The 21,574-nt window shown below is 73.4% G+C and carries 16 protein-coding genes and 1 pseudogene; 9 read left to right on the top strand and 8 right to left on the bottom strand.

Translation table 11 applies throughout. From position 1 onward, the window contains the following. Window positions 1–1,367, bottom strand: a 1,367-nt coding sequence (locus IEJ02_RS26665) for a DEAD/DEAH box helicase (RefSeq protein ID WP_223864464.1), incomplete at its 3' end; no start/stop codon positions are given. Between the two features lie 453 nt (window positions 1,368–1,820). Here IEJ02_RS26665 and IEJ02_RS26660 point away from each other — a divergent pair. Beyond that, on the top strand, window positions 1,821–2,630 hold the full coding sequence (locus IEJ02_RS26660; protein ID WP_137980920.1) for a ferritin-like fold-containing protein: 810 nt from the start codon (window positions 1,821–1,823) through the stop codon (window positions 2,628–2,630). 38 nt (window positions 2,631–2,668) lie between these two features. On the opposite strand, the gene IEJ02_RS26655 is transcribed toward IEJ02_RS26660, so the two are convergent. From IEJ02_RS26655 to IEJ02_RS26640, 4 genes are all read right to left on the bottom strand, one after another. Further along, complete coding sequence (locus tag IEJ02_RS26655; protein WP_174890197.1) at window positions 2,669–2,941, bottom strand: hypothetical protein; 273 nt, start codon at window positions 2,939–2,941, stop codon at window positions 2,669–2,671. A gap of 203 nt (window positions 2,942–3,144) precedes the next feature. Next, on the bottom strand, window positions 3,145–3,372 hold the full coding sequence (locus tag IEJ02_RS26650; protein WP_191067179.1) for a DUF3107 domain-containing protein: 228 nt from the start codon (window positions 3,370–3,372) through the stop codon (window positions 3,145–3,147). A 225-nt stretch (window positions 3,373–3,597) separates the two neighbouring features. Continuing rightward, complete coding sequence (locus tag IEJ02_RS26645) at window positions 3,598–4,239, bottom strand: TetR/AcrR family transcriptional regulator (RefSeq protein ID WP_191067178.1); 642 nt, start codon at window positions 4,237–4,239, stop codon at window positions 3,598–3,600. 137 nt (window positions 4,240–4,376) lie between these two features. Next, entirely contained in the window at window positions 4,377–4,607 is a 231-nt protein-coding gene (locus IEJ02_RS26640) for an Rv3202a family protein (RefSeq protein WP_137979431.1), read from the bottom strand. Between the two features lie 241 nt (window positions 4,608–4,848). Between IEJ02_RS26640 and IEJ02_RS26635 the strand changes: the two genes are divergently transcribed. The 7 genes from IEJ02_RS26635 to moeZ all read left to right on the top strand — a co-directional run bounded on the left by IEJ02_RS26635 (window position 4,849) and on the right by moeZ (window position 14,188). After that, window positions 4,849–5,883, top strand: coding sequence for an alpha/beta fold hydrolase (locus IEJ02_RS26635; RefSeq protein ID WP_191067177.1), 1,035 nt, complete (start codon window positions 4,849–4,851; stop codon window positions 5,881–5,883). After that, the gene (locus IEJ02_RS26630; protein ID WP_191067176.1) at window positions 5,867–7,396 is read left to right on the top strand and encodes a DUF3152 domain-containing protein; all 1,530 of its coding nucleotides are present in this window, start codon (window positions 5,867–5,869) and stop codon (window positions 7,394–7,396) included. Before IEJ02_RS26635 ends, IEJ02_RS26630 begins: the two co-directional genes overlap by 17 nt. Window positions 7,397–7,610: 214 nt before the next feature. Further along, the gene (locus IEJ02_RS26625) at window positions 7,611–9,485 is read left to right on the top strand and encodes a DUF3492 domain-containing protein (protein WP_191067175.1); all 1,875 of its coding nucleotides are present in this window, start codon (window positions 7,611–7,613) and stop codon (window positions 9,483–9,485) included. Next, the gene (locus IEJ02_RS26620) at window positions 9,482–10,930 is read left to right on the top strand and encodes a hypothetical protein (protein ID WP_191067174.1); all 1,449 of its coding nucleotides are present in this window, start codon (window positions 9,482–9,484) and stop codon (window positions 10,928–10,930) included. The genes IEJ02_RS26625 and IEJ02_RS26620 overlap by 4 nt, the downstream gene beginning before the upstream one ends. Before the next feature lie 171 nt (window positions 10,931–11,101). Beyond that, a complete protein-coding gene (locus tag IEJ02_RS26615) occupies window positions 11,102–12,169 on the top strand; it encodes an SDR family oxidoreductase (RefSeq protein ID WP_191067173.1) in 1,068 nt (355 codons plus the stop codon). Then, window positions 12,157–12,924 (top strand): spherulation-specific family 4 protein, encoded by a 768-nt coding sequence (locus IEJ02_RS26610; RefSeq protein ID WP_191067172.1) that lies wholly within the window; start codon window positions 12,157–12,159, stop codon window positions 12,922–12,924. Before IEJ02_RS26615 ends, IEJ02_RS26610 begins: the two co-directional genes overlap by 13 nt. 85 nt (window positions 12,925–13,009) lie before the next feature. Then, window positions 13,010–14,188, top strand: coding sequence for an adenylyltransferase/sulfurtransferase MoeZ (gene moeZ, locus IEJ02_RS26605; RefSeq protein WP_137979435.1), 1,179 nt, complete (start codon window positions 13,010–13,012; stop codon window positions 14,186–14,188). A 131-nt stretch (window positions 14,189–14,319) separates the two neighbouring features. Here moeZ and IEJ02_RS26600 read toward each other — a convergent pair whose 3' ends face one another. The 3 genes and pseudogenes from IEJ02_RS26600 to IEJ02_RS26590 form a co-directional block, all read right to left on the bottom strand. Continuing rightward, window positions 14,320–15,924 carry an alpha/beta hydrolase gene (locus IEJ02_RS26600; RefSeq protein ID WP_191067171.1) on the bottom strand — a complete coding sequence of 535 codons (1,605 nt, stop codon included), beginning with the start codon at window positions 15,922–15,924 and terminating at the stop codon, window positions 14,320–14,322. A 106-nt stretch (window positions 15,925–16,030) separates the two neighbouring features. Beyond that, window positions 16,031–17,580: pseudogene (locus IEJ02_RS26595) on the bottom strand (alpha/beta hydrolase). Between the two features lie 250 nt (window positions 17,581–17,830). After that, window positions 17,831–20,596, bottom strand: coding sequence for a lysylphosphatidylglycerol synthase transmembrane domain-containing protein (locus IEJ02_RS26590; protein WP_191067170.1), 2,766 nt, complete (start codon window positions 20,594–20,596; stop codon window positions 17,831–17,833). A gap of 272 nt (window positions 20,597–20,868) precedes the next feature. Here IEJ02_RS26590 and IEJ02_RS26585 point away from each other — a divergent pair, with 272 nt between their 5' ends. Continuing rightward, complete coding sequence (locus tag IEJ02_RS26585; RefSeq protein ID WP_191067169.1) at window positions 20,869–21,258, top strand: MGMT family protein; 390 nt, start codon at window positions 20,869–20,871, stop codon at window positions 21,256–21,258. Window positions 21,259–21,574: the final 316 nt, after the last annotated feature.

The following is a 21,574-nucleotide window of genomic DNA, read 5'->3' as shown; positions in this document are numbered from 1 at the left end:
TCGGTGGTGCCCTCGGCGGTGTCGGCGGCGGACTCGGCCGCCGCCGTGCTTTCCGGGGCGCCCGCGCCGTCCAGGGTCACACCGCCACGGGTGCGGCGCCGGACCCGGCGGCTGCGCGCGGGGCGCTCCTCCGCGGCCGGGGCGGCGGACCGGCGGCCGCGGCCTCCGCGGCCGCCGGTCTCGCCCAGGTCCTCGATCTCCTCGGCGGCGAGCCCGGCCCGGGTGCGCTCGGCACGCGGGAGCACGCCGGTGATGCCCTGGGGGATGCTCAGCAGCTCATAGAGGTGGTCGGAGGTGGAGTACGTCTCCTCCGGCTCGTTGAACGGCAGGTCCAGCGCCTTGTTGATCAGCTGCCAGCGCGGGATGTCGTCCCAGTCGACGAGCGTGATCGCGGTGCCCGAGGCGCCCGCGCGACCCGTACGGCCGATGCGGTGCAGATAGGTCTTCTCGTCCTCGGGCGACTGGTAGTTGATCACATGCGTGACGCCCTCGACGTCGATGCCGCGCGCGGCGACGTCGGTGCACACCAGCACGTCGACCTTGCCGTTGCGGAAGGCGCGCAGCGCCTGCTCGCGCGCCCCCTGGCCGAGGTCGCCGTGGACCGCGCCGGAGGCGAAGCCACGGCGCGCGAGCTGATCGGCGATGTCGGCGGCGGTCCGCTTCGTACGGCAGAAGATCATCGCGAGGCCGCGGCCCTCCGCCTGCAGCACCCGCGCCACGACCTCCGGCTTGTCCAGGGAGTGGGCGCGGAAGACGTGCTGGGTGATGTTGGCCACGGTCGCGCCCTCGTCGTCCGGCGCGGTGGCACGGATGTGCGTGGGCTGCGACATGTAGCGCCGGGCCAGCGAGATGACCTGGCCCGGCATGGTGGCAGAGAAGAGCATCGTCTGGCGTTTGGCGGGCAGCAGCTGGATGATCTTCTCGACGTCGGGCAGGAAGCCCAGGTCGAGCATCTCGTCGGCCTCGTCCAGGACGAGCGCCTTGACGGCGGAGAGCCGCAGCTTCTTCTGACCCGCCAGGTCCAGCAGCCGGCCCGGGGTGCCGACGACCACGTCGACGCCCTTCTTCAGGGCCTCGACCTGCGGTTCGTAGGCGCGGCCGCCGTAGATCGACACGACGCGGACGGCGCGGACCTTACCGGCGGTCAGCAGGTCGTTGGTCACCTGCTGGCACAGCTCGCGGGTGGGGACGACCACGAGCGCCTGCGGGGCGTCGGTCAGCTGCTCGGGCTTGGCCCGGCCGGCCTCGACGTCCGCGGGGACGACGACGCGCTCCAGCAGGGGGAGGCCGAAGCCCAGCGTCTTGCCGGTGCCGGTCTTGGCCTGGCCGATGACGTCGGTGCCGGAGAGGGCGACCGGAAGCGTCATCTCCTGGATGGGGAACGGGGACGTGATGCCGACGGCTTCCAGGGCCTCGGCGGTCTCGGGGAGGATCCCGAGTTCTCGGAAGGTGGTCAGGATGCTTGCCTCTTCTGTGAGCGCGGCGGGAGGCGGCGAAGGGGGTCGCACGGCGCCCGGGTGCACCGGCCTTGGGGATGGCCGGTTCGGCGCGGGACCACGGCCTTCGCTCGAGCGCACACGCCGCGAGCGGGTCCCTCCTGCCATGCGCACAAGTGATGCGCGCCGCGCGGAGGGCGGTCGGGTTTGGAGCCGATCGGGCCACCGACCGGGCATCCGCATTCGTGGAACGACCCGCCGATACTCGACGGGCGCATTTATCACTGTACCCCGTAAGCGCGCATCTGTGACCGGGCTGTCCGATGCGGGGCCTCCGTGGGCATGGCTGACCAGGGCCTTCCCCGGGGCGCGGAGCGGGCTATTGTGCGCTCCATGGAGACGCCTGACACGCCTGAGACGCCCGCCGCGACCACCGGGGACCGCGCCGGGGACGACGCAGCTCCGGGGAAGGGCAGCGGGGAGAAGGCCCCGGAGCCCACCGGGATCGCCGCCCAGGACTGGGACACGGCGGCCGCCGATCCGCAGTACCGGGCCGCCGTGGTGGATCTGCTCGGCGCCCTCGCGTACGGCGAGCTGGCCGCCTTCGAGCGGCTGGCGGAGGACGCGAAGCTGGCGCCCACGCTCGAGGACAAGGCGGAGCTGGCGAAGATGGCGTCCGCCGAGTTCCACCACTTCGAGCGGCTTCGGGGACGGCTCTCGGCCATCGGCGAGGCGCCGACGGAGGCGATGGAGCCGTTCGCGGCGGCGCTGGACGGGTTCCACCGGCAGACCGCGCCGTCCGACTGGCTGGAGGGCCTGGTCAAGGCGTATGTGGGCGACTCGATCGCCAGTGACTTCTACCGCGAGGTCGCGGCCCGGCTGGACTCCGACACCCGCGATCTGGTGCTCCAGGTGCTGGACGACACCGGCCACGCCTCGTTCGCGGTCGAGAAGGTGCGGGCCGCGATCGAGGCCGATCCGCGGGTCGGCGGGCGGCTGGCGCTGTGGGCGCGGCGGCTGATGGGCGAGGCGCTGTCGCAGGCCCAGCGGGTGGTCGCGGACCGCGACGCGCTCTCCACGATGCTGGTCGGCGGGCTGGCCGACGGCTTCGACCTGGCGGAGGTGGGCCGGATGTTCTCCCGGATCACCGAGGCCCACACCAAGCGGATGGCCGCCCTGGGGCTCGCCGCCTAGGCCTTGGGGCTCGCCGCCTGCGTCTACGGGCCACCGCCTTACGCCGGGACCGAACGCCGGCGGCGCGTCCTGGCCGGGCGGATGAGCAGCGACAGCAGCGCCGCCGCGAACCCGAGCGCGACGATCAGCACGGCCGCCGTATGCCCCGAGCCCAGCACCGTATGGGTCAGCAGAGCGCCCAGAAGCGCGGCGGCGGGGCCGGTGGACAGGACGAGGGGCCGTGCGGGCAGCCTTCGGGGGAGCCGGTGGAGCGCCCCGTACGCGACGACGAGACCGATCAGTACCGAGGCGAGCGCTTCCCAGAACAGCATTGGCGCGTCCTTCCCGTGAGCGGACCGGGACCGATTCGTGATCACGAGTCGGTCACGCCCGTCCTACCCGTGCCCGACCGGAGGCAACCCTGTCCATGGGGGCGGTCTGTGGCGCACGGCGAGCCGGGGGGTGCGTGCGAGCGCGAACAGCGGCGGGGTCCGGTGGTCTTGCTCCACCGGACCCCGCCGCTGTGGGTGAATCCTCAGGCCGCGCCGAAACCGACCTTGCGGGCGGTCGGCTCGCCGAGCTCGACGTAGGCGAGCCGGTCGGACGGGACCAGGACCTTGCGGCCGTGGTTGTCCTCCAGGGTCAGCACCTGAGCCTTGCCGCCGAGCGCCTCGGCCACCAGGCGCTCGACCTCCTCGGCAGACTGCCCGCTCTCCAAGGTGATCTCGCGGGGCGCGTGCTGCACGCCGATCTTGACCTCCACGGCCTTGTCCCTCCGACGGTCAACTGGGGTAGCGCGGCCATCCGCGCTGTACACCAGCACACACTAGCCGGGCCGGGACACCCGCCGGGGGCCGCGGGCGCACGCCTGCAGCGAACACGCCCGCCGGTCGCGAACACGCCTCTTCGCGGCCGGGAACGGTCCCGGCCGCTCAGTGACCACGCCCATCCGCCCCGCCGCGCCCGTCGGGTCCGCCCGGCGGTCCGCTCAGTGGCCGCCCTCGGCCCCGTGCAGCGGGAAGCCCGCGATACCCCGCCAGGCCAGCGAGGTGAGCAACTGCACGGCGGTCTCCCGCGGCACGGCGCTCTCGCTGGAGAGCCAGTAGCGCGCGACCACCTGGGACACCCCGCCGAGGCCCACGGCCAGCAGCATCGATTCGTCCCGGGACAGCCCGGTGTCCTCGGCGATGACCTCGCTGATCGCCTCGGCGCACTGCAGCGAGACGCGGTCCACGCGCTCGCGCACCGCGGGCTCGTTGGTCAGATCGGACTCGAAGACGAGCCGGAAGGCGCCGCCCTCCTCCTCGACGTAGGCGAAGTACGCCTCCATGGTCGCCGCGACGCGCTGCTTGTTCTCGGTGGTCGAGGCGAGGGCGGTGCGCACCGCCTGGAGCAGGGCGTCGCAGTGCTGGTCGAGCAGGGCCAGATACAGCTCCAGCTTGCCCGGGAAGTGCTGGTACAGCACCGGCTTGCTGACCCCGGCGCGCTCGGCGATGTCGTCCATCGCGGCCGCGTGGTAGCCCTGCGCGACGAAGACCTCCTGAGCCGCCCCCAGCAGCTGATTACGTCGGGCTCGGCGCGGCAGGCGCGTACCCCGTGGGCGCGCCTCGGTCTGCTCGATGGCTGTCACGCCGCCTCCCAATGAATGATCCCTGTGCACGATGTCCATCGCGCCCGCCATCGTACTTTTGGGTAACAGTGCGGCGCGCTGTCCGTGCGGAGAATTTCACGTACCGGACTCTATGAAAAGCCCATAAATGGCGCTGGTCACCGGTAGTCCTCCTCGTTCTCCTCGACGATCCGCGCCTGTTCCGCCCGGTCGGCCTCGTTGGCTTCCACGAACTCGTCGGCCCTGGGCCGTTCGTCACGGCGGGAGATCACCTCGCGGTGCTGTTCGACGGCGTCCGCCTCGGGAGCCTCGACGTCGCGCGCGGTGGCTTCGTCGGTGTTCTCCACGGAGTCCTCGAAGGTGTCGGGGTCGGTTGGGTCGATGGACATGTACTCCCCTTCCCTGTGGCGGCTTCGCACCGGTGGTCGCCAGTGGTGGGCGCCAGTGATGGGTTCCCACTTACGGCGGCTTTCCACCGACGGCTACCCAGTGCGGCCATCCGGTGGCAAGCCCGTGGCAAGGTGATCGCCCCTGTGTCTTACGAGCCTAGGAGAGGTCACTTTCGGACGCTACGTGGTCTGTGAGCGTGAACACACGGTCGCGCGCGTGATCGTCTCGTAACATTGCGGCATGTCTTCGACCGAGCCGCCGGAAGCCCGCATCGTCGCGGCGGTGCCGCCCGCGAGGTCCGTGCGGGTCGGAGCGGGTGAGAAGCTGCGGACCGCCGCCCTTCCGGGGCTCACGATGACCGTGCGCTGCCGTCCGCCGGCCGCATCAGGGCTGCCGCCCGCGCTCTTCGTCCACGGCCTCGGCGGCTCCTCGCAGAACTGGTCGGCGCTCATGGAGCTGCTCGCCGACCGGGTGGACGGCGAGGCCCTCGACCTCCCCGGCTTCGGCGACTCCCCGCCGCCGGACGACGGCAACTACTCCATAACGAGCCATGCCCGCGCCGTGATCCGCTACCTCGACGCACAGGCCCGCGGGCCGGTCCACCTGGTCGGCAATTCGATGGGCGGCGCGATCGCCACCCGCGTCGCCGCGGTGCGCCCCGATCTGGTGCGCACCCTCACGCTCGTCTCGCCCGCGCTGCCCGAGCTGCGCCCGCAGCGCACCGCGGTGCCGACCGGCCTGCTCGCGGTGCCCGGGGTGACCCGGCTGTTCACCCGCTTGACCAGGGACTGGGACGCGGAGCGGCGCACCCGCGAGGTGATGATGCTCACCTTCGGCGATCCGTCCCTGGTCACCCGGGAGGCCTTCGCCCACGCGGTGGAGGAGTTCGAGCGCCGGCTCGCCCTCCCGTACTTCTGGGACGCGCTCACCCGCTCGGCGCGCGGGCTCGTCGACTCGTACACCCTGGGCGGTCAGCACTCCCTGTGGCGTCAGGCCGAGCGGGTGCTCGCCCCGACGCTGCTCGTCTACGGCGGCCGCGACCAGTTGGTGTCCGTAAGGATGGCGGACCGGGCCAACGCCACCTTCCGCGACTCGCGTCTGCTGACGCTGTTGGACGCCGGGCACGTCGCGATGATGGAGTATCCCGAGGCGGTGGCGCGCGGAATGCGCGAGCTGCTCGACGACGTTGATCAACGAGGCGACCGGGACAGCCGGGAGGCGCGGGGGGCCGTACCGGCGTCCGGCGCGGACGGGAGCGATGCGGCGCGTGGGTAAACACAGCGCACGTGGCGGCCAGGAGGGCCGGGAGCGCCGGTCCATCGTGGCGGGCTCCGGCCAGGGGCAGGGCTCGGGCCAGGGGCAGGGCTCGGGCCCCGAGTTCGTCGAGTACGGCGCGTCCGGCGAGGCCCCCGCGGCCGACAACGGCAGACCGGGGACCGGGCGCCGCCGGGCCGCACCGGGGCCCGGCGCCCCGGATCCCGGGGTCACCCCGCCGCAGGGCGTGCCGAGGCCGCCTTACGGAGCCGGCGGGCCCGCGGCGCGCACCAGGGGCGGACACCCCGAGCAGCGCGAGGCGGGCGGCGGCTGGGGCGCGGTCGGTGGCCGCGGCGGCGGTCCGGGCGGGCTCAGAGGTCCCGGTGGACCAGTCGGTCCCGGCGGTCAGCGGCCCCCTTACGGCCTGCGCACCATGAACCCGCCGCAGCGCCCGACCACGGGTGGCGCGGCCGGTCTGATGCCCGGCCCGCGCAAGGAGTACATCGAGGCGTTCGACACCCCCGACGCCGTGGACTGCGACGGCGACGACGTCTTCGCCGCCGGTGCGCCGGGCGGCGTGCCCCCGCAGCGCCGTACGCAGCGGGCGGCCACCCCCTCCGAGGGGTTCGGCGGCGGCTCGGGCGGCGACGGCGGGAGCGGGCCGGGCGACGCCGAGCAGGAGCCCCCGGGCAAGGGGGCGCGCGGTGTCGCCAAAGGCGGTAAGGGGCGCACGTTCACCGGTGTCGCCGCCGCGGCCGTGACCACCGTGCTGGCCGTCGTGGTGGCCGGACAGGTCGCGAGCGGACCGCAGGGCGGCGGCGGTAAGACGCAGGCCCAGGGCGGCTCGGAGCGCGGCGGCGACGCCGCCTCCCGCGGCTCCCACGCCGACGACGGCCGCGGTGCGGCCCGCTCGGCGGAGTCGCCCGCCCCCGTCACCTATGACGAGAAGATGGCGGCCCTCTACCCGCTCGACGCCAAGCTGCGCGGATCCGGCGCCTTCCAGACCGTCGGCGGGCACGACAAGGCGCCCGGCCGCGGCCAGGTGCTGCGCTACCGCGTCGATGTGGAGAAGGGGCTGCCGCTCGACGGCAAGCTGTTCGCCGAGGCCGTGCACAAGACGCTGAACGACGACCGCAGTTGGGGGCACGGCGGCGTTCGCACCTTCGAGCGGGTCTCGTCCGGGCACGCGGACTTCGTGATCACCCTCGCGAGCCCCGGGACCACGGCGGCGTGGTGCGCCAAGTCCGGCCTGGACACCACCGAGGACAACGTCTCCTGCGACTCGGCGTCCACCGAGCGCGTCATGATCAACGCCTATCGGTGGGCGCAGGGCGCCAAGACCTTCGGCGACGACAAGATGCACTCCTACCGCCAGATGCTCATCAACCACGAGGTGGGCCACCGTCTCGGCCACAACCACGAGATCTGCCCCAAGCAGGGCGCGCTGGCGCCGGTGATGATGCAGCAGACCAAGTTCCTGTCGACGGACGGCGCCACCTGCCGCCCCAACGCCTGGCCGTTCCCCAAGGGCTGACGGGCCCGTATCGGCCCATATGGCGCCTCCATAGCGCCTCGCAACGCCTGAGTTCCCGATAGGTCACGTGCGTTCACCCCTTCCGGTGGTGCGACGGACAACCGTCCATCACGCCATGGCCCTGCGCGCATAACGTGCTCCCGCTGCCTGACGGCGGCCGCCGCCGGTGACGGCGGCAGACGAACGGCCCGTTTGGGAGATCGGGGGTGCGCTCATGCGCGTGGGACTGCTTACGGAGGGTGGCTATCCGTATGCGACCGGTGATGCGCGGGTGTGGTGCGACCGGCTGGTGCGCGGGCTCGCCCAGCATGAGTTCGAGGTGTACGCGCTCAGCCGCGGCCCCGGCCAGGAGCGTGCGGGCTGGGGCGAGCTGCCGCGGCACGTCGGCCGGGTGTGCACCGCTCCGCTGTGGGGAGAGCCCGAGCCCCGGCGGGGCGGGTGGGGCGGCCGCCGGCAGCGGCGGAGGTTCGCCGAGCACTTCGGGGAGCTGGCCGCGGCCATCAGCGCGCCCTACGGTTCCGGCGCGCCCCATGGCTCCGGTGTGCCCGGGCGCTCCACGGACCAGGCGGACCGTTTCGCCAATGGTCTCCACGGCCTGGCGGACCTGGCGGGGGAGTACGGCGGACTGTCCGCCGCGCTCCGCTCCGAGGACGCCGTAAGGACGCTGGAGCGGGCCTGCCGCGCCCTCGGGGCGCCGCACGGCGCGCAGCGGGCGCGGGTCGCCGATCTGCTGACCGTCACCGAGGCCCTGGAGCGCGCCCTGCGCCCGCTGTCGCTCGACTGGTACGGCCACGGGGCCGGAGGCGACCCGGGGCTGTCCGGGGTGGATCTGTGCCACGCCGCGACCGGCGGCGCCGCCGTGCTCCCCGGGCTGCTGGCCAAGCGCCGCTTCGGCACCCCGCTGCTGCTCACCGAGTACGGCGTACGGCTGCGCGAGAGCTATCTGGCGGGCGCCGCCGGTGCGGTCGGTGCGGTCGGTGCGTCTGGTGCGGCTGGTGCGTGTGGTGCGGTCGGCCCGGAGGGCGGACGGCCGCTCTCCGGGCCCGTACGGTCCCTGCTGACCGCGTTCCACGGCCGGCTGGCCGCCGAGGCGTACGCGCGGGCCGATCTGATCACCCCCGGCAATACGCACACCCGTCGCTGGCAGGAACGGTGCGGCGCCGACCGGGAGCGGCTGCGCACCGTCTACCCGGGCATGGACGCCGCTCGCTTCGCGGAGGTCGGCGAGCAGGGCGCGGCCCCGTCCGAAGGCGACGACCGGACGCTGGTGTGGGTGGGCCGGATCGAGCCGCCCAAGGACGTCATCGCCCTGCTGCACGCCTTCGCCGAGGTGCGCCGCTGGCAGCCGGACGCCCGGCTGAGGATCATCGAGACCCGGCGCGGCGAGGACCCGGAGCCGGACGGCTATCCGGCCCACTGCCGGGCGCTGGCCGACCACCTCTTCCCCGACGAGGCGGCGGACGCCCACTCAGCCGGTGACAATCCCGTCTCCTTCGAACGGCTCGGCGACCCCGAGGTGCCGACCCTGGCCGACGCCTATGGGGCGGGCGGCGTCGTGGTGCAGTCCAGCGTGGTCGAGGGCTTTCCGGTCGGGCTGGTCGAGGCGATGTTGTGTGGGCGGGCCACGGTGTCCACGGACGTGGGCGCGGTGTGCGAGGTCATCGGCGGCACCGGGCTCGTGGTGCCCCCGCGCAACCCCCGGGCGCTCGCGGACGCGTGCCTGGCGCTGCTGAGAGACGCCGAGCGCGGTGCGCGTCTGGGCGCCGCCGCGCGCGCCCGTGCGCTGGAGCTGTTCACCGTCGAGCAGAACGTCGCGGCGTTCCGCGGGATCTATCTGGAGCTGATGTCGCACTGCCCGGTGCCGCGCGAGGAGGTCGGCGAGGGCGGCGGGCCGCTGCCGTTCTCCCGCCCCGCCGAGGCCCATGTGCCGGGGCGCTGGACCGCGGGCCGCGACGGCGACGGCTTCGGGCACCGGCTGCCCGGCCCGGCCGCTTCCCGCCCCGCCCCGGAGCACACCCCCACCTGGGCCGGTCCACCGCCGCGCGAGCCGCTGGGCGTGGGCCCGTGCCCGTCCGAGGAGGGCGCATGACCACGCCTCCCCGGTGGAACGGCCCGTTCGATCCGGATCCGGCCTCCTCCGACCGTGGCCTCGCGTCCGATCGGGGCCTCGCGTCCGACCGTGGCCTCGCCTCCGACCGTCGCCTCGCGTCCGATCGCGGCCTATCCTCCGATCGCGGCCTCGCCGACCTGTCCGGGGCCGCTCGGGTGCCGGTCTCCCGGGTGCCGGTCTCCCGGGTGCCGGTCTCCCGGCGGCCGGACGAGGCGTCCGCGCGCACCGGCGCCGGGAAGGGGCAGGGGAAGGTGCGGCGCGGGCCCGCCGACCCGGTGCGGGCGCTGATGCACCGCCACCATGACCTGTGCGCCCGGGCCGTCGATCCGCTGGAGATCGCCGCCGGGCTGGAGGCCCACGGTGTGACGGACCGCACGGCCGCGCGCTTCCGGCACCGCGATGTCTTCTCGCTCGCCGAGGAGCTGTACGCCCGGGTGCCGCGCGCCGAGGAGCCCGCGCCCCCGGCCGCCCCCGCGCCGGGGCGCGCGCTGGGCGTGCGGATGACGCTCGCGGCGCTGTGGCTGCTGCCGGGCGCCCTGTGCGCGGCGACCACCTCCGCCGTCTTCCGCGTCGGTGCCATCCGTAAGGACGCCACCGTCGGCCTCGCCCTGGGCGCGGGCGGCGCCGCCCTGACGCTCATCGCCCTGTGGCTGTGTCTGCGCCGCGGCCCCCTGCGCGTCCGTGGGCGCGGGCGCCGGGGCCGTATCGCGCACGCTCTCGGCACCGGCTGGCTGCTCGGCTACGCCGCCGCCGGGGACTGGCTGCTCACCGGGCTCCTCGACGGACGCCGGCCTTACGAGGCGGCGCCCGCGGGCGAGGCCGCCGTCCTCCTCGCCCTGGCCGCCGCGCCCGCCGCGTGGTGCGCCCGCTGGTTCGCCGTCAGGGCGCGCCGCAGGCTGGCGGTCAGCCGTGGTCTGGAGGAGTTCGCGGCGGGGGTGCGCCCGCTGTTCGCGGGCGTGGTGACGGCCTTCCTCTGCGCTCTGGCGGCCCTGGTGCTCGCGGCCCGGCTCACGGTGCCCGGATCGCCTCCCGCCGCCGCGTGGCTCTCGACGGCCGAGGCCGCCGTCGTGGCGCTCTGCGGGCTGCTGTTCCTCGCCCGGCTGCTCGCCGTCCACGGCTTCCGGAGGGCCGCGCTCAGCGGTATCGCCGTGGCCTGCGCGGTGCAGGCCGCGGCCCTGGCGACGGCCGCCGCCGCCCGGCTGCCGGGCGCCGCGCCGCTCGGGGAGCCCGTGGCACGGCTGGCCGCCGCCCAGGGCGCGGCCGCCGTCCCCGCCACCGCCTGCGGCGCCGCCGCGCTGGCGCTGCTGATCCACGCGTTCGGCGCCCTGTGCCAGGCCTCCGCCCACGGCGACCCCGGCGTGCGTACCGCCCGGGCCACTCGTGACCCCCGTACGACCCGCACCACCCCGGACCGCGCCCCATAAGGCGTCCACCGCGTCCGTAAGGCGTCCACCGTGCCCGTAAGGGGCCCACCGCGCCCGTAAGGCGCCCACCGAACCCGCCACCCCCCGTCCTTCCCCCTCAATGAGTCCGAGGAGCAACCACATGAGCTGCGACATGACCGATCAGCGCGCCGGTACGGGGAGGCGCGACCGATGAGAGTCCTGTTGCTCGGATCCGGCGGATTCCTCGGCCGCTATGTGGCCGAGCACCTGCTCGCCGACCCCGCCGTCCAGCTCACCGCGCTCGGCCGCGGCGACGACGCCGATGTGCGGTTCGACCTCTCCAACGGCAGCCCGGGCGCGCTCACCCGCTTCCTCAACGCGGTCCACCCCGGCGTCGTGATCAACTGCGCCGGGGCGACCCGCGGCGGGGCGCGCGAGCTCACCCGGCACAACACCGTCGCCGTGGCCACCGTCTGCGAGTCGCTGCGCCGCAGCGGCTGCGGCGCCCGCCTCGTCCAGATCGGCTGCTCCTCCGAGTACGGGCCCTCGCAGCCCGGCTCGTCGACCGCCGAGGACGCCGTGCCGCGCCCCGGCGGCCCGTACGGCGTGAGCAAGCTCGCCGCCACCGAGCTGGTGCTGGGCTCCGGGCTGGACGCGGTGGTGCTGCGGGTCTTCTCGCCCGTGGGGCCCGGCACTCCGGCCGGTTCGCCGCTGGGGCGGCTCGCGGAGGCGATGCGGCGCGCGATGCAGTCCGGGGAGAGCGAGCTCAAGCTGAGCGGCCTCGGCGTGCAGCGCGACTTCGTGGACGTACGGGACGTGGCGCGGGCGGTCCACGCGGCCTCGCTGTCGGCCGCGCAGGGCGTGGTCAACATCGGCAGCGGGCGCGCGGTGAGGCTGCGCGAGGCGGCCTCCGTGCTCGCCAGGGTCGCGGGCTTCGGCGGCGCCCTGCACGAGATCGACAGCCCGCCGGGGCGCGGGGGACCGCATCACGTCCCCGCCGCCACGGCCCACGTCCCGGCGCCCGCCCACCCCCATGGCGCGGCCCACGGCCACGCCACCGCCCACGGCCACGCGCCCGCCCACCCTCAGGCGGCGGGCGAGCAGGGCGGCGGCCCGGCGGGCCCCGGCGGCGCCACCACCTACCCCTACCCGGACGGTTGCGGCAGCTGGCAGCAGGCCGATGTGCGCACCGCCCGCGACCGGCTCGGCTGGCGCTCCAGGATCCCGCTGGAGGAGTCGCTCGCCGACATCTGGATGGAGGCGGCGTGTCGCATCTGATCCCCGCTGATCCCGGGCACGAGGTCCCGGCCGTCGCCACCCGGCTGGGCTTCGGAGTGCCCGGCTACGCCCACCCCCTGGTGGCGCCCACCGAGTGGGCCGAGCTGGCCCGCCCCGGCGCGCCCCTGCACTGGGCGGTCCTCAATATCGCCCGCGGACCCGGCTCGCGCAGGGATCCGCACTGCCTTACGGCCGCGGCCCGGCTGCGCGCCACGGGCGTACGGGTGCTGGGCCATCTCGACCTGCGGTGCGGCACCCGCCCCTTCGCCGAGGTGATCAGTGACGCGAACCACTTCCTGGACTGGTACCAGGTCGACGGCTTCTGCCTGGAGCGCTGCCCGGTGGACCGCCCCGGACTGCCGGAGGTCCGCCGTACGGCGGCCACGCTGCGCGCGCTGCTGGGCGGGGCCCATCTGGTGCTCGGCCAGGGCATCCACCCGCATGAGGGCTATATGGAGCTCGCCGATCAGCTGGTGACCTTCCGGGGCTCGTGGGCCGACTACCGCTGGTCCCAGGTGGCAGAGTGGACCGCGGGGTATCCGCCCGAACGGTTCTGCCACCAGGTGCACGGCGTCCCGCGCCGGCATCTCGAGGAAGCGCTGAGGATCGCCCGCTGGCAGGGTGCGGGCACGATTTACTTCACCGACCGTACGGCTCATCCCGAGGGGCGGACCTGCACCGATTCCCCCTGGACGGCCCTGCCCGGCTACTGGGACGAAATCGTCTCGCGACTCGGACCACGTGTCATGGAATGAGATGGGGCGTGGCAGTGTTACGAGAAGAAAACCACCCCGCTCACGCGGGGGTGAACCGTCTGCTCCCTCCCCTTACGGAGTCCCCGTGTCGCTGCCACCCCTGGTCGAGCCGGCTCCCGAGCTCACCGTCGACGAGGTCCGCAGGTACTCGCGCCATCTGATCATCCCCGATGTCGGGATGGACGGGCAGAAGCGGCTGAAGAACGCCAAGGTGCTCTGTGTGGGCGCGGGCGGCCTCGGCTCCCCGGCCCTGATGTACCTCGCCGCGGCCGGCGTGGGCACCCTCGGCATCGTGGAGTTCGACGAGGTCGACGAGTCCAACCTGCAGCGCCAGATCATCCACAGCCAGGCGGACATCGGCCGGTCCAAGGCGGAGTCCGCCCGTGACACGGTCCTCGGCATCAACCCCTACGTGAACGTCGTGCTGCACGAGGGCCGCCTCGAGGCGGACAACGTGATGGAGATCTTCTCCCAGTACGACCTGATCGTGGACGGCACCGACAACTTCGCCACCCGCTATCTGGTCAACGACGCGTGCGTGCTGCTGAACAAGCCGTACGTGTGGGGTTCGATCTACCGCTTCGACGGCCAGGCGTCGGTCTTCTGGTCCGAGCACGGCCCCTGCTACCGCTGCCTGTACCCGGAGCCCCCGCCGCCCGGCATGGTCCCGTCCTGCGCCGAGGGTGGCGTGCTGGGCGTGCTGTGCGCCTCCATCGGCTCCATCCAGGTCACCGAGGCCATCAAGGTGCTCACCGGCACCGGGGACCCGCTGGTCGGCCGTCTGATGATCTACGACGCCCTGGAGATGAGCTACCGCCAGGTCAAGGTCCGCAAGGACCCGAACTGCGCGGTCTGCGGCCCGAACCCGACCGTCACCGAGCTGATCGACTACGAGGCGTTCTGCGGTGTGGTGTCGGACGAGGCCCAGGAGGCGGCGGCCGGTTCGACGATCACTCCAAAGCAGCTCAAGGAGTGGATCGACGACGGCGAGAACATCGACATCATCGATGTCCGCGAGCCCAACGAGTACGAGATCGTCTCGATCCCCGGCGCCCGGCTGATCCCGAAGAACGAGTTCCTGATGGGCGGCGCCCTCCAGGACCTTCCGCAGGACAAGAAGATCGTCTTGCATTGCAAGACGGGTGTCCGGTCGGCGGAAGTCCTGGCCGTCCTGAAGTCCGCGGGCTTCTCCGACGCCGTCCATGTGGGCGGCGGCGTGATCGGCTGGGTCAACCAGATCGAGCCCGACAAGCCGGTCTACTGATCTCCGGTACGTACCGCCCGTAAGGGGGCCGGACCGCCGCGCCGACGGCGATCCGGCCCCCTTACGGCTCTTACGGCTGTCGTCGGGCCCCTTACGGCTGCCGCCGGCCCCTTACGGCCGCCGTGAGAGCGTCAGCGGCAGGTCGTGCCGCCCGCGGGCACCTTCCCGTCCAGCAGATAGGCGTTCACGGTCTTCGTCATACAGGCGTTGCCGCTGTTGTACGCGCCATGGCCCTGCCCCTTGTAGGTGACCTCGACGCCCACGCCCTTGCCCAGCTCCCGCACCATCTTCCGGGCCCCCTCGTACGGGGTGGCCGGGTCGCCGGTGTTGCCGACCACGAGGATCGGCGCCGAGCCCTCGGCGCTGACGTCCGGGGTGTCCGTGGTGCCGTCCACCGGCCAGCCGGTGCAGCCGAGCATGCCCCAGGCCAGGTACTCGCCGAAGACCGGTGACGCCTTGCGGAAGCGCGGCAGCTGCGCCTTCACATCGGCCACCGTGTAGCGCTGCTTGTCGTCCACGCAGTTGATGGCCGCGTTGGCGGGGTTGATGTTGCTGTAGTGCCCGTTCTCGTCGCGGCCGGACATCGAATCGGCCATCACGAGCAGCATGTTGCCCTTCCCGAGCTGCATCGCCTCCTGCAGCCCGAGCGTCAGGTACTTCCAGCTCTCCTTGTCGTAGAGCGCGGCGGCGATACCGCCCAGCGCCCCGTCCTGGGTGAGCTTGCGGCCGCTCGCGGTGGGCAGGGGCTTCTTGTCGAGCTCCTTCAGGAAGGCCGCGATCCGGGCGGTGCCCGCCGCCGGGTCGCCGCCGGTCGGGCAGGCCGTGCCCTTCTTGGCGCAGTCCTTGAGGTAGTTGTCGAGCGCGAGCTGGAAGCCCTTCGCCTGGCCGTAGGAGCCCTGCTCGGGGTCCTCGGTGGGGTCGACCACGGCGTCCAGGACCGCGCGTCCCACCCGCTTCGGGTACAGATGGGCGTAGACGCCGCCGAGTTCGGTGCCGTAGGAGATGCCGAAGTACGACAGCTTGTCGTCGCCCAGCACCTGCCGCATGAGGTCCATGTCACGCGCGGCGCTCACGGTGTCCACATGGGCGAGCACCTTGCCGGAACGCTTCTCGCAGCCCTCGATGAACGCCTTGGCGTCCGCCATCGCGGTCTTGATCTCGGCCTCGTCGTCCGGAGTGCTGTCCACGGCGTCCGAGGCGTCGATCTCCGCGTCGGTCCGGCACCGCACTCCCGCGCTCTCGCCGACCCCGCGCGGATCGAAGCTCACCAGGTCATAGCGTGAGCGCAGGGTGTCGTAGGCGGTGGCGAAACCGGGGAGCGAGGAGACACCGGAGCCGCCGGGTCCGCCGAAATTGAACACCAGGGAGCCGATGCGCTTGCCCGAGCCGGTGGCCTTGGCGCGGATCATGGCCAGATCAATCGTTTCTCCGCTGGGCTTCGCGTAGTCCAGCGGCGCCTTGAGAGTGGCGCATTCCCACTCGCTTCCCGGCTTCTCGCCGGTGCCCTGCATCGCGGTCGGGGCAGGGCAGGACGACCAGTTGAGCTTCTGACCGGTGAGCGAGCCCGGCAGCCCGGAGCCCGAAGGCGCGGCCGGGGTCGACGCCGAGGGCTCGGACGACGCCTTGCCCTGCTCGTTTCCCCCGTCGTCGGCGCAGCCCGCGACGGCGAGGAGGGTGACCATGGCGGTCATGGAGACCAGCGCCCTGGTCCGTATGGTGCGTGAGGAACTCGGCATATCTGGAGATCCTATGAGGAGACGGGAACGGAATCGTCCGCGACTCCTCTCAAATCCGTCACGGTTCGCACGGCGTTCGTGGGGCGTTCGCGCGGCGGGCCCGGCTCTAGGCGCAGACCTTGCCCTTCGGAGGCACCGTGCCCTGGAGCAGATAGGCGTTGACCGTCTTTCGGACACAGGCGTTGCCGCTGTCGTACGCCCCATGGCCCTCGCCCTTGTAGGTGAGCTGGACGCCGACCCCGGGGCCCAGCTCCTTCGCCATCCGCGCGGCACCCTCGTACGGGGTGGCCGGGTCACCGGTGTTGCCGACGACCAGGATCGGCGCGGCCCCCTTGGCGCTCACGTCGGGCGTGGTCCAGGCGCCGTGGACCGGCCAGTCGGTGCACTGGGTCAGGCCCCACGCCATCATGTCGCCGAAGACGGGTGAGACCTTACGGAAGGTGGGCAGCTTCCGCTCGATGTCCGCGACCGTATAGCGCTGCTTGAAGTCGGCGCAGGTGATGGCGGCAAGGGCGGACTGGAGGGTGCTGTAGCGGCCGTCCGGGCCGCGTCCGTTCATGGCGTCCCCCAGGGCCAGCAGGATCCTGCCGTCGCCCTGCTGGGCGGCCGCGATCCCCTGGGTGAGGTACTGCCAGTACTCCTTCGAGTAGAGGGACTGCGCGATGCCGCCGTCGGCCAGGGACTCGGTCAGCTTCCGGCCGCCGTAGCCGCGCACCGGACGGCCGTCGAGCCGCTTCAGCAGCGAGCGGATCCGGTTCTGGGTGGGGCAGCTGTAGACGCCGGTCCTGGTGCACGCCTTCAGATAGTCGTCGAGGGCGCGCTGGAACCCCTTGGCCTGGCCGAGCGCGCCCTGCTCGGGCGTCTGCATGGGGTCCACGACCCCGTCGAAGAGGGCGCGCCCCACCCGCTTCGGANCACGACCCCGTCGAAGAGGGCGCGCCCCACCCGCTTCGGATACAGATGGGCGTAGACGCCGCCGAGTTCGGTGCCGTAGGAGACGCCGAAGTAGTGCATCTTCTTGTCGCCGAGGACGCGCCGCATGAGGTCCATGTCACGGGCGGCGTTGGTGGTGCCGACGTACGGCAGGATCGTGCCGGAGCTCTTCTCGCACCCGGCGGCATAGGTCTTCACCCGGCGGACCAGGCTCTTCACCTCGGCGTTGTCGTTCGGCGTGGAGTCGGCGGCGTAGTAGGCGTCGAGCTGCCGGTCCGGGAGGCAGCGCACCCCGCTGCTGCGGCCGACCCCGCGCGGGTCGAAGCTGACCAGGTCGTAGCGGGTGCGCAGGTGCTTGTAGCCGCCCGCGAGCGCCGGGAGGGTGGCCACGCCCGAGCCGCCGGGGCCGCCGAAGTTGAAGATCAGCGAGCCGATCCGGTGGCGCCGGTCGGTGGCCTTGGCGCGGATCATGGCGATGCCGATGGTCTTGCCGTGCGGCTTGCGGTAGTCCAGCGGCACATGGAGCGTCGCGCACTCCCACTCGCCGCCCGGGGCCTTGGTGGCGGCCGCGTCCTGGCTCGAGGAGGGGGCGGGGCAGCCGGCCCAGTCGAGCTTCTGGTGGGCCGAGGTGTCCGGCCGTTCGCCGTCGCCACCGCATCCGGCGGCCAGGGCGGTCAGCAGCAGGGCGGCGGACAGCGCACCGAGGCGCAGAGGTCGGGACACGGCGGCTCTCCCGTGGGTGGGGGTACCGCCATCGTGAGGGCCGCGGGCGCCGCACGCGCGTACAGCGGGGGCGTACGGGTGAGGGGAGGCCCGGGTGCCCGGCGGCCCCGGGAGGGCTCCAGCGGGGCTTCTACGGCCTCTGCGGCGCCTCTTCGCGGTGGGCCTCTGCGGCGCCTTTTCGTGGGCGAGCACCGGCACTACGACGTCTCTGTGTGGGCGGGCTCCTACAGCGCCTCTTCGCGGCGGGCTCCTACAGCGCCTCTTTGCGGGTGAGGTGGGTGAAGGCCACCCAGCCGGGCAGCACCGGCAGCCAGAAGACCATCAGCCGGAAGAGCAGCACCGCGGGCGCCGCCGTCTCGTACGGCAGCCCGGCGAAGGTCAGGCCCGCGATCAGTGCGGCCTCGACCGCGCCCACACCGCCGGGGGTGGGCGCCGCCGACCCCAGGGCGTTGCCCGCGAGGAAGACGACGGCGATGCTCGCGTAGCTCAGCTCGCCGCCGAACGCCCGGATCGCGGAGTCCAGGCACATCACGTTCGCGGCGGTCAGCAGCAGGGTGCCGCCGATGCCGGTGAGCAGCTTCTTGGGCCGCTGGAGTACGTCCAGCATGCGCGGGATGACGCCCGCGAACAGCGACCGCACCCGGGTGGAGACGAACTTCCGCAGCACGGGAATGGCGGTCACCACCAGCACCAGGACGGCGGCCGTCAGCAGCCCGGCGATCACCGTCCGGGACGGCGAGAGCGCCGGGGTCCGCTCGGTGCCGGTGATGTAGCCGAAGGTCAGCAGCAGCACGATATGGCTGGCGAGCCCGAACAGCTGGGAGGCGCCGACACTGGCCACCGCGAGCCCCGGCCGCACCCCCGCGCGCTGCAGGAAGCGGGTGTTGAGGGCGACCCCGCCGACCGCCGCGGGCGCCACCAGTTTCACGAACGAGGCGGCTACCTGCGCCAGCACCGTCCGCCCGAGGGGCACCTTCTCCGGGACGAAGCCGAGCAGGCTCAGCGCCGCGGCCAGATAGGTGAGCGCGGAGAAGGCGAGCGCGAAGATGACCCAGATCCAGTTGGCCTCGCCGACCAGGGCGCCCAGCTTGAGATGGGTGAACTGGGACAGCAGGAAGTACGCGGCGAAGGCCCCCGCGCAGAAGCTGACCAGGGTGCGCGGCCTGATGCGCTCCAGCCGTTCGGGCTCTATCGGCGCCTGCGGCCGCACCAGCAGCACCTGCTGGCGGATCTGGGAGAGCAGATCCTCCTCGCGGGCGTCCTCCAGGGCCTCCTCGATGGCGCGCTTCTCCGCCTGCTTCTCGGCCTTGGCCGTCTTACGGTCGCCGGCGGCATCCGGGCCCCCGGCGGCCTCCTGGGCCTCCCGCGCCTCGGCCTCCCGGGCCTCCTTGGCCTCCTTGGCGGCGTGGGACGCCTCCAGGACGGCCTCCCGCTGGCGCTGGGCGCGCTCGCGCGCGAGCTGGCGCAGGGTCGCGCGGGTGCCCCGGCCGAGCGCCAGGGGCTGCAGCAGCGGAAGGCTGCCGGCGACCGCGTCCGGGCCGAGGACCTCCACCGCGGCGGCCACGGAGCGCTCGGCGCCCACGCGCAGGCCCAGGGTGGTCAGCAGCTGTGCGATGTCCATCCGCAGCACCACGTCACCGGCCGCGATCTCACCGCCGCGCAGATCGGTCAGGAAGACCGTGCCGTTGCGGTCGACCAGCAGGGCGTCGCTGTCCAGCCGCCGGTGGGCGATCCGCCGCGACTGGAGCGACTGGACCTGGTGCCAGGCCCCGGCCAGCAGCTCATCGGTGATCGCCTCGTCCGGCAGGGCGTACAGCGGACGGCCGCCGACGTGCTCGTAGACGAGCATCACGGCGTCCGGGCCGAGCTCGGAGGTGGCGATCAGCTTGGGCGCGTTGGCCCCGGCCGCGATGGCCGCGTAGGCGAGCAGCGCCTCCTGCTCCAGGGCCTGGCGCAGCGACTGGAAGCTGCGGGGCGGGGTGATCGTCCGCAGGGTCAGCCGCTGCCAGACGCCGTAGAAGAAGCCCTGGGCCTGCTGCTCCCGGTCGACGACCGTGACGTCCAGGGGCGGGCCGTCCTCCAGGGTGACCAGATAGCGGCGGCCCCGGTCGCCATGGCCGCCGTGCTCGTCCTCGGGCTCCTCGGCGCGCATGGCGCTGACCGGGTTGAAGCCGACCCGGCGCAGCCCGGCGAGCAGGTGCTGGCCGGTGGGGCGCACATTGGGGGAGCCGACCGCGTAGAGCGTGCCGTAGGCCACCGCCCAGCCGATGAGCACCGTAAGGATGATCGAGAACGGTGTGGTGTAGCCGCCCACGAGCACCGCGAAGGCGTCGAGCAGCAGTACGCACCACATGGCCACCCGCCAGCGCGGGCGCCGGGCCATGCCGACGGCCGTCATATAGGCGATGACGGGGGCCAGATAGCCGTGCACGGGGTCGCTGAAGGTGCCGCCGGGCGCGGGCTGGGTGAGCGCCTCGCGGAGCGAGCCGGGGGCGCCTCTGGCGACCCAGAGGTCCATGGCGAGGGACACCCCGTGGGCCAGCACCGCGGCCAGCACGCCGTCGGCGATCCGCAGTCCGTCCCGTTTAATCAGCCGCTCGAAGGCGAAGGCCACCGGCAGGACGAGGACGGCCACCCCGGCCGTGAGCCCCGCGAAGTCGATCAGTAGCGGGGGCGCCTGGTTGGCGCCGTGCCCGATGTCCTTCTCCAGACCCGCGGTGGTGCCGTGGGCGAAGGCCGCGATGGCGAGCACGACGGCCATGCCGAGGATCCCGAGCAGCATCCGCAGCAGATCGGAGGGGCGGTGCACGCGGGCCGGCAGCAGCGGCTCGTCGCCGGAGACCCGGTCCACATGGCCCTCCGGTCCGTCCGGGCCGCAGTCATCCCCCGGGCCCGGGGCCTCTGCTTCTGGCCGACCGGACGGCGTCGTGGAGTGCGGCAACGCCTCAGGGGTGCGGGCCTCCTCCGGAGGCTGCGCACCCTGCTGCTTCGCCGTCTCTTCTTGATCTCGTATCACCAGTCACCGCCCGGAAGATGGTGGCATGCCCGGGCTGCGGAGGGGGGCATCAGGGTGCATTTCGGGGACGTGGACCCCGAATGGTACGCCCTGCTGAGGATTCCCGCACAATGCGTGATCGAACCGCGATCCGGCCCGGAGCGGGCCCCCTGCCACCCTGCGCGGGGCGCGCGGTGCGACGCGCGGTGGTGCGCTCTGCGGGGCGCGCGGAGGGGCGTGCGGCGAAGCGTGTGGCGCGGCTGTCGTCGGGGCTGTCGGAGGGGTGCGGCAGGATGGGGCGGATGAGCCGGAAGAGCAGGGAGCCGGAGGACGGGGACGGCGCCGAGGAGCTGCCCGAGTACGCCGAGCGGGTGCTGGAGGTGGCCGAGCTGATCCCCTCCGGCCGCGTGATGACCTATGGGGACGTCGCCGAATGGCTGGAGGAGGGCGGCCCGCGCCAGGTGGGGCGGGTGATGGCGCTCTACGGGGGCGCCGTGCCGTGGTGGCGGGTGGTGCGCGCGGACGGTGTGCTGCTGCCCGGCCACGAGCTGCGTGCCCTCGGCCACTACCGCGAGGAGGGCACCCCGCTGCGCGAGGCGGCGCGCTCGGCCGAGGGCCATGTGCCCAGGATCGACATGGCCAGGGCGCGGTGGGACGGGGGCGGGCAGGACGACGGCCGGTAGCGGGGCGGCTTTCGGAAGCGCTGCGGGACCGGGGCGGCTGTCCTCGGGAGCGGCGGATGCGCGGCCGTGCCGGCGGGCGGCGGATGCGCGGCCGTGCCGGGAGGCGGTGCACGCGGGGGCGTACCGGCGGGCAGCGGGCTGGCAGACGTACAGGTGCGCGTCGGGCTCGTGGTCGTACCAGCGGGCGTCGGGCTCGCGGTCGTACCGGCGTCCGATGAGCGTGAGGCCGGACGCGTGCGCGGCGGCGTCGCGGTCGTACCGGCGGTATCCACAGCCATACGGGTGAGGCCTCACGGCGCATGAGAGGCTGTCCCGC

The organism is Streptomyces sp. 5-10 (assembly GCF_014712245.1).
Taxonomy (GTDB): domain Bacteria; phylum Actinomycetota; class Actinomycetes; order Streptomycetales; family Streptomycetaceae; genus Streptomyces; species Streptomyces violaceusniger.
Note: the sequence above shows the minus strand (reverse complement) of the source record. Positions and strands in the feature narration are given on the sequence as shown.